The organism is Bacillus sp. NMCN1, assembly GCF_002998085.1.
Lineage (GTDB): Bacteria > Bacillota > Bacilli > Bacillales > Bacillaceae > Bacillus.
The window spans coordinates 256,009-268,739 of record NZ_PVQL01000002.1 but is presented as its reverse complement, the minus strand read 5'-3'; the positions used below and the strand labels follow the sequence as shown (position 1 = coordinate 268,739).

The 12,731-nt window shown below is 41.2% G+C and carries 14 protein-coding genes and 1 riboswitch; of the genes, 5 read left to right on the top strand and 9 right to left on the bottom strand.

Annotation, left to right across the window (positions count from 1 at the left end; genetic code table 11):
* Position 1: 1 nt before the first annotated feature.
* Positions 2-889, bottom strand: a complete 888-nt coding sequence (gene cidR / locus C6W21_RS11160; RefSeq protein ID WP_106056285.1) for a cidABC operon transcriptional activator CidR — start codon at positions 887-889, stop codon at positions 2-4.
* Positions 890-1,054: 165 nt separating this feature from the next.
* Between cidR and C6W21_RS11155 the strand changes: the two genes are divergently transcribed.
* Both C6W21_RS11155 and C6W21_RS11150 read left to right on the top strand, forming a co-directional pair.
* A complete protein-coding gene (locus C6W21_RS11155; RefSeq protein WP_012011691.1) occupies positions 1,055-1,438 on the top strand; it encodes a CidA/LrgA family holin-like protein in 384 nt (127 codons plus the stop codon).
* Positions 1,432-2,112 (top strand): CidB/LrgB family autolysis modulator, encoded by a 681-nt coding sequence (locus tag C6W21_RS11150; protein WP_106050431.1) that lies wholly within the window; start codon positions 1,432-1,434, stop codon positions 2,110-2,112. The genes C6W21_RS11155 and C6W21_RS11150 overlap by 7 nt, the downstream gene beginning before the upstream one ends.
* 35 nt (positions 2,113-2,147) lie before the next feature.
* On the opposite strand, the gene C6W21_RS11145 is transcribed toward C6W21_RS11150, so the two are convergent.
* Positions 2,148-3,329, bottom strand: coding sequence for a class I SAM-dependent rRNA methyltransferase (locus C6W21_RS11145; RefSeq protein ID WP_106056283.1), 1,182 nt, complete (start codon positions 3,327-3,329; stop codon positions 2,148-2,150).
* Positions 3,330-3,447: 118 nt separating this feature from the next.
* On the opposite strand from C6W21_RS11145, the gene glxA reads away from it, so the two are divergent.
* Complete coding sequence (gene glxA, locus C6W21_RS11140; protein ID WP_106056281.1) at positions 3,448-3,831, top strand: glyoxalase GlxA; 384 nt, start codon at positions 3,448-3,450, stop codon at positions 3,829-3,831.
* 110 nt (positions 3,832-3,941) lie between these two features.
* Here the strand turns inward: glxA and C6W21_RS11135 are convergent, their stop codons facing one another.
* From C6W21_RS11135 to C6W21_RS11125, 3 genes are all read right to left on the bottom strand, one after another.
* The gene (locus C6W21_RS11135; RefSeq protein WP_106050428.1) at positions 3,942-4,670 is read right to left on the bottom strand and encodes an amino acid ABC transporter ATP-binding protein; all 729 of its coding nucleotides are present in this window, start codon (positions 4,668-4,670) and stop codon (positions 3,942-3,944) included.
* The gene (locus tag C6W21_RS11130; protein WP_106056279.1) at positions 4,667-5,311 is read right to left on the bottom strand and encodes an amino acid ABC transporter permease; all 645 of its coding nucleotides are present in this window, start codon (positions 5,309-5,311) and stop codon (positions 4,667-4,669) included. The genes C6W21_RS11135 and C6W21_RS11130 overlap by 4 nt, the downstream gene beginning before the upstream one ends.
* 69 nt (positions 5,312-5,380) lie before the next feature.
* Positions 5,381-6,145 (bottom strand): transporter substrate-binding domain-containing protein, encoded by a 765-nt coding sequence (locus tag C6W21_RS11125; RefSeq protein WP_106050427.1) that lies wholly within the window; start codon positions 6,143-6,145, stop codon positions 5,381-5,383.
* A gap of 528 nt (positions 6,146-6,673) precedes the next feature.
* On the opposite strand from C6W21_RS11125, the gene C6W21_RS11120 reads away from it, so the two are divergent.
* Entirely contained in the window at positions 6,674-7,759 is a 1,086-nt protein-coding gene (locus tag C6W21_RS11120) for a Rap family tetratricopeptide repeat protein (RefSeq protein WP_106056277.1), read from the top strand.
* 19 nt (positions 7,760-7,778) lie between these two features.
* A complete protein-coding gene (locus tag C6W21_RS19025; protein WP_189318181.1) occupies positions 7,779-7,928 on the top strand; it encodes a hypothetical protein in 150 nt (49 codons plus the stop codon).
* A 48-nt stretch (positions 7,929-7,976) separates the two neighbouring features.
* Here the strand turns inward: C6W21_RS19025 and ywaC are convergent, their stop codons facing one another.
* From ywaC to C6W21_RS11100, 4 genes are all read right to left on the bottom strand, one after another.
* The gene (ywaC, locus tag C6W21_RS11115) at positions 7,977-8,609 is read right to left on the bottom strand and encodes a GTP pyrophosphokinase YwaC (RefSeq protein WP_003215004.1); all 633 of its coding nucleotides are present in this window, start codon (positions 8,607-8,609) and stop codon (positions 7,977-7,979) included.
* A 94-nt stretch (positions 8,610-8,703) separates the two neighbouring features.
* A complete protein-coding gene (locus C6W21_RS11110) occupies positions 8,704-9,717 on the bottom strand; it encodes an ABC transporter permease (RefSeq protein WP_106056275.1) in 1,014 nt (337 codons plus the stop codon).
* Positions 9,714-11,210, bottom strand: coding sequence for a sugar ABC transporter ATP-binding protein (locus tag C6W21_RS11105; RefSeq protein WP_106050424.1), 1,497 nt, complete (start codon positions 11,208-11,210; stop codon positions 9,714-9,716). Before C6W21_RS11105 ends, C6W21_RS11110 begins: the two co-directional genes overlap by 4 nt.
* Positions 11,211-11,280: 70 nt before the next feature.
* On the bottom strand, positions 11,281-12,399 hold the full coding sequence (locus tag C6W21_RS11100; protein WP_106056272.1) for a sugar ABC transporter substrate-binding protein: 1,119 nt from the start codon (positions 12,397-12,399) through the stop codon (positions 11,281-11,283).
* 169 nt (positions 12,400-12,568) lie between these two features.
* Positions 12,569-12,678: riboswitch (SAM riboswitch) on the bottom strand.
* Positions 12,679-12,731: the final 53 nt, after the last annotated feature.

The window sequence follows — 12,731 nt, the reverse complement described above, 5'->3', positions numbered from 1 at the left end:
TTTACTCTGCTCCCCACACATAGGATTTAGTATGCTTTAACCATTCTCTTGCCGCAAACGACAAATAGCGATCCTTTCGCCAAATGACTCCTAAATGCCATGGGATCGACATGTTTAAAGAAATGACTTTCACCTTTTCAGGATCAAGATCACGGCAGATGCGTTCAGGCAGAAGTCCAATTCCCAAGTTCTCGGCTACCATCTCACTAATGAAATCCCATTGAGACGTTTCATAAATGACATTGGGCCGGAATCCCGCATTCATACATTCATTCAATATCCGGCTATGCAGAACAAAATCTTCTCGAAAGAAAATAAAAGACTCTTCCTTTAAATCAGCTAAATAGACCTCATCACGACCTGCCATCGGATGTGATGGATGCGTCACGAGCTTCATGTCCTCTTTAATAATGGTGTACGTATGAAAAATTTTATCATTTGCAGGCAGAACAATGACACCTATATCTAACGAACCATCTTCGACCCCTTCCTCTACTTTAATAGAGCCGTGCTCCACCAATTGAAATGTGACATCTGGATACTGCTGGCGGAATTCTCCCATGACATTCGGGAAAAAACTCGATCCAATCATCGGCGGCAATCCGATGCGAATATGTCCTTTTTTGACATTCATTAAATCATTTAGCTCGCTCGTTAAATTCTGAAATGATTGTGTGATTTCACTCGCCTGTGTATACATCGTTTGTCCAGCATCTGTCATTTCAACCTGTCGGCCATTTCGATAAAACAACTGCACCCCCAGCTCTTCCTCGAGATTTTTGACCATTTTGGAAATGGTAGGCTGCGACACATAAAGAGATTGTGATGCTTTTGTGAAGCTTTTTAACCTCGCCACTTCTAAGAAATATGTTAAATGTCTAATGTCCACATGACTCATCCTCCCTATAGACAAAAGGAATACTAACTATTCGATATATGTATTTTACCTATAACTGAACGTGCTGTACACTTTAAAGTAAGCTAATCAATTGGAACGTTGTCATGTTTTTGTGAAACAGTGAACAATTTATATAGAAAAAGGAGTGAACAGAAAGTGAAATTGCTCAAAACGCCGCTGATTGCTGTCCTTCAGATTATGGCTTTGTTTGTTTTTGCGAAATTGATGAATGTGCTCGCGGCCTTTTTGCATTTAAGAATTCCGGGCACGATTTTAGGCATTCTGGTCATTTTCTTATTACTTCATTTTAAAATTATTCAATTAAAATGGATTGAACTTGGTGCCGTATGGCTGCTTGGAGAACTGCTGCTATTCTTTATCCCGTCAGCCGTTGGAGTCATTGATTATGGAACATTGCTTTCTCAATCTGGCACAAGTATTGTCCTTGTCGTCTTACTTAGTACCTTTGTCGTCATGCTCTCGACTGGTATCATGACGCAAATGATTGCGAAAAGAAAGGAGCGAAAAAAGCTATGTTAGTTGGCGCACTATTTCTGATCTTAACGGTTCTTTTATATCTCGGATCAAAAGCGGTGTATAAACGGCATCCAAAGGTCTATGTCTCGCCATTACTTGTGACCCCGCTTGTTCTTGTCGTCTTGCTGTTAATCGTCAATATTCCTTACGACGCATACAATCAAGGCGGTAAATGGCTCACGAATATGCTTCAGCCTGCGACTGTTGCTTTTGCCATTCCTTTATATAAGTATTTTCACATTCTGAAGAAGCATGCAGTGGAAATTATTTTGAATGTGGCTTGCGGTTCTGTCATTGCGATCCTATCAACGGCATTTATCGCCAAGTTGTTTCATTTGGATACAGGCCTTATTGAAAGTCTTGTCCCAAGGTCGGTCACAACACCAGTGGCGATGAGTGTGTCAGAAATGATTGGCGGAATGCCGTCCGTTACGGCTGTATTCGTCATTTTAACCGCACTGTTTGGGTCAATCATCGGTCCAATGGTCATTCGTTATTTCCATATAGATAATGACATTGCTATGGGCGTCCTCCTTGGAACAGGTGCACACGGGGCAGGAACATCGAAGGCATTTGAAATGAGCTCCGTCTCAGGGACGATCTCAAGTGTGTCGATGATTCTTTCAGCCATTATTACATTATGTGCAGCACCTCTCCTCATGTCGTTTGCCTTATAAAAAAGCCATTTCCTTTATCGGAAAATGGCTTTTTTTTATGCTTGTATGAAGACAACCTTTAAGTAATTTCCTTCAGGATAATTCTTCGTTGTACGGAAATCCTCAGGAAGTGTATATTCTTCAAGGATACGATAGGTTTGTCCTGATTCTTTAAAGGCCTGCGCAATAAATCCTTTAAATTTTTTCATACCAAATGCACTGCTATTCGTTGATGCCACAATGACGCCGTTCTCAGCTGTGATTTGGATAGCTTCTTTTAATAGCTTCTTATAATCCTTCGCCGCACTGAATGTATGCTTTTTCGTTCGTGCAAAGGAAGGCGGGTCTAAAATGACAAGATCATACGTCCATCCTTTTTTCGCGGCAAACGGAAAGTACTTAAAGACATCCATGACTTTCATATCCTGCCCGTCCAAATCAATATCATTGACTTCAAACTGTTCGGATGTTTTTTTCAAACTGCGGTTTGCGACATCCACACTTGTCGTCCGGCTCGCTCCACCAAGCGCTGCTGCCACTGAGAAAGCGCCTGTGTAAGAAAATGTATTGAGCACGGTCTTTCCTTTTGCGTAACGATCTCGAATTGCTTTTCTCACATGACGTTGATCAAGAAAAATACCTGTCATCGCACCATCATTTAAGTAAACCGCTACATTCATGCCATTTTCTTTCACGATGAGAGGAAATTCACCTTTCTCTCCCTTCACAAAATCATCATCTTCTATATACTGACCAGACGTATCAAATCGTTTCTTTTCATAGATGCCTTTATAGTCTGGATATACGTGCTCAAGTGCAGCCAATACTTCCGCTTTGAATGTATAAACTCCTTCGCTATACCATTGGATGAGATAGAAACCGTCATAATGATCAATCGTGAAGCCGCCGATGCCATCACCCTCTCCGTTGAACACACGAAAAGCGGTTGTCTGTGCATCACGAAATAAATGCGTTCTGCTTTTCGCTGCCTGCTCAAGCTTAGAGACAAAAAAGGCTTGGTCTATTGTTTCGTTGGCATCAAAGGTCAGTACCCAGCCGATTCCTTTATTTTGTACACCATAATACCCTTTTCCTAAAAAAGCGCCTCGCTCATCCACCCATTCAATGAGCTCGCCTTCTTTCACACCGCTTACACGCGATACTGCATCTTTGGAAATGAGCGGATATCCCTTTTTCACTTGTTCTGCAAATGTTTGTTTTAATGAGATTTTTTTCATTTGTGTCATCCTTATCCTAAATTGACTCTCTCTATCCTATCATATGAATGTATACGTTACTTCTATTATGATAAGATGAGGAGAAAAATATCAACACACCATAGAGGAGGCTCTTTTTTTGACGACATTACGGTTAGATCATACAGGTATTATGGTCACAAATATTGATCAGTCCATTGATTTTTATGAAAAGGTCGTGGGCATGAAATTAAAGGATCGCATCACTCATACAAACGGAATCATTGAGCTTGCATTTCTCGGTTTTAAAGATGAGACAGAAACGGAAATTGAGCTCATCCAAGGGTACAGCAGCGACCTGCCATCTGAAGGAAAGGTTCACCATCTTGCCTTTACAACAGACAATATTCATGCTGAATTCAATCGTATTCAAAAGTTGCAAATTGAATTAATTGATGAAGAAATTACGACGTTACCAAATGGATACTGCTACTTCTTTTTCAGAGGGCCAGACCAAGAATGGATCGAATTCTTCCAGCGCTAATATTTCCTAGGAAATGGGGCCAGTTACCTTTATCATCATATAAACTGCGATATTTCTTAGGCTCCATAAAGGAAAAAGAGTAAGAGCATCCATATGCCCTTACTCTTTTTTTATAACACCTTACTAAGAAATGATTTTGTACGCTCATGCTGCGGGTTTCTAAAGAGAGCTTCCGGTTTGTCTTCTTCGACAATATATCCGCCATCCATAAAGATCACGCGGTCTCCTACCTCTCTCGCAAAGCCCATTTCATGTGTGACCACAATCATTGTCATGCCTTCGACGGCTAATTGTTTCATAACTGCTAATACATCCCCGACGACTTCAGGGTCAAGAGCAGATGTCGGTTCATCGAATAATAACACTTTCGGGTCCATTGCCAAGGCTCTTGCAATGGCGACACGCTGTTTTTGTCCACCAGATAATTGGTTAGGGTAGCTTTTGGCTTTGTCTTTTAAGCCGACCTTTTCAAGCAGGTCTATTGCTTTATCGACTGCCGCCTTCTTGTCGGCCCCTTTTACCTTCATCGGTGCGATCGTGATGTTTTCTAAAACGGTTTTATGAGGAAATAAATTAAAGTGCTGAAACACCATCCCCACTTCTTGTCGTACTTTATTGATATTCACCTTTGGATCTGTAATCGTATGTCCGTGGACAACGACTTCGCCAGCCGTAATATCTTCTAATTTATTGAGACATCTTAGAAACGTGCTTTTGCCTGATCCAGAAGGACCAATCACACACACTACTTCCTTTTCTTCGATGACTGCATTAATGTCCTTTAACACTTCGTGATCGCCAAAGGATTTCTTTAAATTTTTCACCGTAATCATACTCATTTGATATCAAATCTCCTTTCTGCGTAGCTAGCCAGTAGAGAAAGTAAATAAATGATCACGAAATAAATGATACCGACAATGAGCCAGACATTCAAAGGATCAAATGTTGCCGATGCTTGTACTTGTCCTCGCTGCATAATATCGGCGATTCCGATAATCGATAAGAGAGACGTGTCCTTCAAGCTGATGATGGCTTGGTTTGTAATCGCTGGAAGCATGCGGCGGAATGCCTGCGGAAGGACGATAAAGCGCATGTTTTGTCCCCCTGTAAAGCCTAAGGAACGTGCAACTTCTGTTTGTCCTTTATCAATGGACTGAATCCCTGCACGAATAATTTCTGAGAAATAAGCCCCTGCATTAATCGCTACTGTAATAATCCCTGCCGGTACTCGATCAAGCGATATGAATTCAAGTGTATTCAAACCAAAGTAAATGAAGAATAGCTGTACGATAAATGGTGTGCCTCGAATGGCATTGACAAAGACGAGTGCGATGAAATTTAAGATTTTAAAAGGTGACAGACGGAATAATGCCACAATTAAACCGATGATAAATCCTAATATGATAGCAACAACAAAGATATATAAAGTGGTTTGCAAACCATCCATTAAATACGGAAATGCATTAATAATCGTGTCCATGTTTCTCCCTCCCTAATTCACATACGGTGCCACATAAAGAAAGCGCGCTCGAAGCGCGCCTCGCTTGTGTTATGACTTCAAATATTTATCAATCATTTTGTCATATTCACCGTTTTTCTTTAGGTTCTCTAGACCTTTATTGATCTTCTTCAATAGGTCTTGGTTTTTCCCCTTCATCACAGAGATACCATACTGGTCTCCATTCAAGCGGTCTCCAACTGTTTTCAATTTTAATTCTTGTTGTGCGATCGCATACGTAATGACAGGATAATCCTCAATTAAGGCATCTGCATTTCCGTTTGAAACTTCCTGGAACATCGATGGGCTGTCATTAAATTGAACAACTTCATACCCATATTTATCTGCGTGATCTGATGCAAATTTTGCACCTGTCGTTCCATTTTTAACAGCTAGCTTTTTCCCCTTTAAATCATCAATTGATTTGATGCTGCTGTCCTTTTTCACAACAACTGTCAGTCCAGCGTCGAAGTACGGATCTGAAAAATCCACCTTCTTCTTACGCTCATCTGTAATACTCATCCCGCCCATACCTACATCAAGCTGGCCTGCCTGCATTGCTGGAATAATGCCTGAGAAGTCCATAGCTTCAAGTTTCACTTTGAAGTCTTGGTCTTTTGCGATTGCATTAATCAGATCAACGTCTATTCCTTCATATTTACCGCCCTTTTCAAATTCAAACGGCGGATATGTTGTATCTATCCCGATTTTATATGTGCCTTTCCCTTCTCCCGAACCGCTGTCCGATTTTGATCCACAGGCTGCCATGACGAGCACAACAATGAGTCCCATGATCAGTAACATCGATTTTTTCATAAAACAAACGCCCCCTATTGTCAGTTTTGTCCGAATATTCGAAATAACAATAATACTATACCACGCTAAAGCTATAGTGTGTGATGTTTTTTATCAATACCAAAGATCCATACAATTCTAGATCAATAGTCTCTTTAAATTTTACTTTTTTTCGAATAACTCATTTTATTCTAAAAGAAGAGTAATTCACAATCATGATGTGAGATAATCTTACGAATAAACGAGACAGTGCCTTGAAAACCGCCGTTTTTTTCTAACATATGATACCAGACTCTTGAATTACCTTCTTCTCTCTATTGATATCGTAATATATTTCTTTCAAAACCCTCTTTTTACCTAAAATAATGTAAGCGTATACAAAATGTGACTAATCCCTATTTCTTTCACTACTGGTTGAATTTACATCAAAAAACATGTTTTACAAATTGCGAGAGAGCGCTTAAAATATAAGAAGGTACTGAATATGGAAAGTGAATTCAGATGAACGGAAATCGAGCTAGATGGATAGATGAGAAAGGAGGATATAAATTGTCAGAAACTGGTGTTTTGTCGTCCGTTGATGTAGCGAATATGTTAAATGACTGGTATGTCATGATGAAAAAAAGAGAAATACAAGGTGCGATCCAGCTAAAAGAAGAGATTCTTCAAGCGTTTGATCGGATGGAAGAGAATCAAGACGTTTTACTTTACTATCAATTGCTAGAGTACCGTTTTAAGGATCTCATCGAAGATACAGCTTCGTTGGATCATAGTCTTTTTGTTGATGAAAATGCGATCCGTACAGATGACATGCTCAGCTACTATTTCTATTTCTTTAAAGGGATGTATGAAATGCGCAGAGGCAATCAGGATACGGCATTTCACCTTTTAAAATTGGCAGAGGATAAATTAGATCTCGTGCACGATGACATTGAAAAAGCAGAATTTCATTATAAAACAGGGTGTCTTTACTATAATATAAGGTCCACGCTTCTCTCCATACACCACTTAAAGATGGCTTCATCTATTTATGACGCAGACCCATGTTATGTGAAAAAATCAATCAGCTGTCAAATGATGCTCGCTTTGAATTATGCTGATCAATCGAAATATGATGAGGCAGAGTCATTATTTGAAGAAGTGATTCATTCACTAGAACAAATGGAAGACCCAGATTTACTTGGTCACGCGTATTGCAATGCAGCCTTTATTAAAAGTCTTAGAAATGAATACAGTGAAGCTGTGCCGCTCCTAGAAAAAGCTTTATTGATCGAGACATTTGAAACGTCTTCTCCAGGCGGCTACTTACTTGCCATGTATGCCTACACAAAAGCACTATTCAAGCTGAAAAAACCTGGTTTGTTCCACTATTATGTACAGCTTTCACTTCAAAAAGCAGAAAATTTAAAACAACGAAACATTTCACTTAAATTATCTATTTTAGAAACACTTATGCTTCAGCCGGACCACATGATGGAGCAAATCAAATCTTATTGTGATCAATTAGAATCTATGAATTTCCTTGTCGATCTTGAAGCCATCTGTCAGGATGCAGCTGCTTACTTAACGGATCTTGGACTTCATGAAGAATCCACTTATTTCTGGAACAAGGCGTTGTCCTTAAAAACTTGTTAAGAATATGGAGTGATATATGATGAAAAAATGGCTTATCACAAGTGCGATTTTGACACTCTTGATAACAGGTGTTTCCATTGGCGCTTCTATCCAAAAAGACAGCCAATCTGCACAAGCTCAAGATGAAGGTTCGATCATTCAAAAGAGAGACCGCGGCACCAATCCTTAAAAATAAAAAAGAGTAGCTGTTATATTCACAGCTGCTCTTTTTTATGCGCTAATCAATTTCTCGTTTAATATTTTGCATTTTTTCATCTAAGTAATGGGCGATATCTGCCGCTTCCTTCAGTTCATCGGTTAGCTGATGAGGGACATCGTTTTGCAGTTTATAATAGATTTTATGTTCAAGACTCGCCCAAAAATCCATTGCTATGGTCCGTACCTGAATCTCAACCTTCACATGCTCCACACGATTCGTTAAGTACACAGGGATTTCCACAATTAAATGAAGACTTCTGTAGCCATTTGGTTTTGGATGTTGAATGTAATCCTTCACTTCAAGGATTTTTAGATCCTCCCTTTGCCTCAATACATCCATAATATTATAGATATCTTGAATAAAGGAGCAGATGATGCGGACACCTGCGATATCATGGATATACTCCTTAGCACATTGTGTTGTGATGTCGCATCCTTTTCTTGCTAATTTATTGACAATGCTTTCAAAGGATTTGATCCGTGATTTTGTATGCTCTATTGGATTGTGTCCATGGATTAAATTATATTCTTGGCTGATAATTGAAAACTTCGTATCCATTTCATCTAATGCAAATTTATATACTAATAATTCATTTTTCCAGTCTTCCATGACGTTTTTCAAATCTTCTACATGAGTTGCTGACATATTCATTTCTCTTTGTCATCTCCTTTTGGGAAACGGCGGCTGCACCGCTTTCCGTTTACTAGACGGAGAAAGGACTCGAAAGGTTTTAAAAAATACGTCGTCAGCCTCGCTGTTTATAATACGTCAGCGCCAGCGCAAGGGCGAGTACAGAGCCTTTCACAATATCCATCGCGTAATAAGGGACTGACATCATCACAAGCCCATTTTGCAAAATACCGATGAGCACAGCCCCAATAAACGTACCAAATGCATTTGGTTTCCCTGCTCCCATGACGGAAAAACCGATAAAAGCTGCCGCTACGCCATCCATTAAATAAGGTGCGCCGGCATTAATTTCCGCTGTCATCACCCTTGATGCCAGCACAATACCACCGATCGCTGCAAATAAAGCCGAGAGCAGATATGCCGCGATTATATATTTGTTTACATGAATACCGGACAATCGAGCCGCTTCCTTATTCCCTCCAATGATGTACATGAATCGTCCGTGTTTTGTATAGGTCATGAAAATATGTGCAAATAGCACAATGGCAGCCATTAAGAGAATGATATATGGCACCTGTCCGATTTTGCTGAAAAAGGCGGGGATTGTACCCGTTGAGAATGTACCGTCAGGCAGCACCATGTTTTCAGAAATGGTCGCCCCTTTCGTATACGTCTGAGCCAGCCCTTGAATGATAAACATCATGGCTAATGTCATGAGCATATCTGGAATTTTCATTTTGACAATCATCAAGGCATTGAGTAAACCAACAATAAGGGCAGCCGCTAGCGCAGAGAGGATCGCAATCAGCGGGTTTTGCGAAAACCACACAAACATAGAAATCACAATTGCATTCGATAACGTTGCGACTGATCCGACTGATAAATCAAAGCCGTTTACTGCCAATGAGATGGTAAGGCCCACCGCAATAATGGTCACAATGGAGATAGACCGTAAAATATTGATGATATTCCCTGATTGCAAAAATGCTGGATTCGCTGCCGCAAATACCACAATCAATATAACAATGGTTAAGATCGTGCCATATCGATAAAAGAAATCAAATAGATGAAAGGATGGCCGCTGTTTTTTAATTTTCTGCACAGGGGTTGAAATTTGTCGTTCACTCATGATTGTCCTCCTGTCGAATGATATAAAAGCTCTTCCTCAGTCGTTGGCGCAGTCATTTCCCAGGCAATGATGCCATCATACAGCACGTAGACTCGGTCTGCGATACCTGCAATCTCCGACAACTCACTTGACGCATAAATCACAGATTTCCCGCGGTCGGCAAGCTCTGCAATCAGCGTGAAAATATCTTTTTTCGCTCCAACGTCAACGCCTTTGGTTGGTTCATCAAAGAGATAGACATCCGCTTCAGCCAGCAGCCATTTTCCTATGGCAATCTTCTGTTGATTTCCACCGGATAGATGCTTCACCTTTGCTTCAAGAGATGGGGTTTTGACGCCAAGTCGTTTGACGATTTCGTCTGCTTCCCGCTTTTCCTTCGAACGATGTAAGAAGCTGAACACCCGTGAGAATGAACGAAGACTTGCAGCCGTTAAGTTCCACCCCACGCTCTCTTCTGTCAGAATCCCTTCCTTCCTCCGCTCTTCCGGCACAAGTGCCATTCCAGCTCTCACGGCTTGATGAGGCGATGTGATGCGAACGGTTTGACCATGAAGCTGCACAGTCCCCGTCTTTTTTTCTGAGGCGCCGAAAAGGGCTTTGCACAATTCTGTTTTTCCAGCACCGACAAGCCCTGCAATTCCGAGAATTTCTCCCTTTTTCACATGAAGATGAATGTTGCGTAATTTATGCTGGTCGTTTAGCTGCTTCACTTCAAGCACAATAGGTGCATCCTTCAAAGGTGTACGGAGCGGGAATTGTTCCTCTAGTGGCGCACCTAGCATTTCTTCAATGACCTGCTGCGGATTCGTGTCTTGAACAAGGTGAGCTGCGACATCGGTTCCATTTCGCATCACTGTCAGCTCATCACAGATGGTGAAAATTTCAGGCATGCGATGGGAGATAAACACAATGCCCGTTCCTTTCTGTTTCAGCCGATCAATCATTGAGAATAACTTGCTTGTTTCTGTATGACTAAGAGGCGCCGTTGGTTCATCTAAGATTAAAATGCTGCATTTGATTGAAACGGCCTTGGCAATGAGCACCATCTGTTTTTCTGCAAGGGTCAGATCACTCACAAGGCGTTTTGTGGAGATGTCGATATCCATTTCTGTTAATAGTTGAGCTGCCATGCGGTGCAGCTCTTTCCAGCCCACAAATGTTTTTTTCTCAATCTCATGCATCATCATATTCTCACCAACACTTAAGTAGGGAACGAGAGCCGTATCCACTTCTTGATGAACCGTCTGCACACCATATGAGGCCGCATCCTTTGGGGTTTGAATAGATGCCGCCTGACCATTGATATGGATGCTTCCTTCATAGTGCGAATGAGCGCCAGAAAGAACTTTCATTAACGTGGATTTCCCAGCACCATTCGCTCCAATCAGCGCATGAACCGTCCCTTTTTTTAATGTGAAATTCACTTGATTCAGCGCTTTTACTCCTGGGAATTCAATCGAAATATGTTTCATACAAACTAGCGGCGAAGTCATAGGTGTCCTCCTTCTCATGATCATCATCTGAAATACGAAACACCCTCTATGGAAAGAGAGTGCACGTCGTTTATTTTGTATAATGCTTCTTCAAGGTCCTCATCCAATCTTCTTCAAAAGCAGTCGATGAGCCGAACCCCTTTACTTCGTCTGCAAGATTGACCATATTGATGGCTTTTCCTGATTGTTGAAGCTGCTTTTGTGAGATGAGGGAGGCCTCAAGGTCATAGGAAGATGGCGTTTTCTCACCCGCTATTTTCTTCGCAAGAATTCTCACGTCAACTGCGCCAATGAGCTTCGGATCAACCGCTGATGTGTACTTCCATGGACTGTCTTTCGCTGTCATTTCTTGAAGATCAGCATTTGACACATCAATCCCGTAAATCTTCACTTCTGTTCTTCCTGCTTCCTTTAGCGCTCTTGCTGCGCCAATGGCAAAGGCATCCCACGTGGCAAAAATAGCGTCAAGTTTACCCTTTGGATATTTATTCAGCATGGCTGCCACTGCATTTTGTGTTTGAACAGATGTATCAGAGGAAGCAATGCCAAAGCGGTCAAGCTCCTTGATCCCTGAATGTTGGTTGAGCGTTTCTTGGTACACCTTGTTTCGTCTCACCATTGGCGGGAAGCCATCTACCCAGAGGTACGCAATATTTGCTTTTCCTTTAAAATCAGACACAAGTGCGTCTAGTGATTTTTTGGCTAATTGTTCGTCATCTTGAGATGTCACTGTGACCCCTTTGATGCCCTTCAGCTTAGGATTCGAATCAAACGCTACAACTGGAATACCCTTCTCTGTGATCTTTTTCACGTCAGCGACGGTCGCCTCGTCATCCCCATGAGAGATGATAAAGCCATCATAGTTTTCTTCAAGCGCCTGAGAGATCGCATCATGGAACTTCGCTGTATCCCCATTTGCTGTGTAGATATCCACCGTAAAGCCCAATGCTTCACCTTCTGCCTTCGTCCCTGCTAAAAACTGTGCTGTATGATCATCCCCTCCAATTTTGCGGATGACTTTAATTTTTGCTCCCTGTCCTTTTGCAAATCGCTTCGGTATATTGTCAAAGGAGACCTTTTCGTTCGCATTTGCCTTTGAGCCTGCGCTTGATCCAGTGCCGCAGCCCGTTAATAGGACGGTCAATACCGTTAATAATACAAAACATGATGTAAAATACTTACGCTTCATTGCTGTTCCTCCTCAAGTTGCTTTTATTTTTCACATCGGAAAACTAGGTAAAACAGTGGGAAAACGCCAGTAAACTATTCTTTTATTTGAAAAAGTGACGAAAAAAAGCCTCTCCTGGAAAGAGAGGCTTGATCACCGTTGCATGAAACATGTATCGGGAAGTCTTCCTCTCTTATCTGTCAAAGCTGTAATAGCTTTGCAGGAATTAGCACCAATTTCTATAGTAGAAACGGTTGCTGGGCGTCATAGGGCCAGTCCCTCTGCCTCTCTTGATAAGAGATCCGTTATGAAATTTTGTTTTAGTTGAAATGTCTTCTTTACTTTAATGTGAT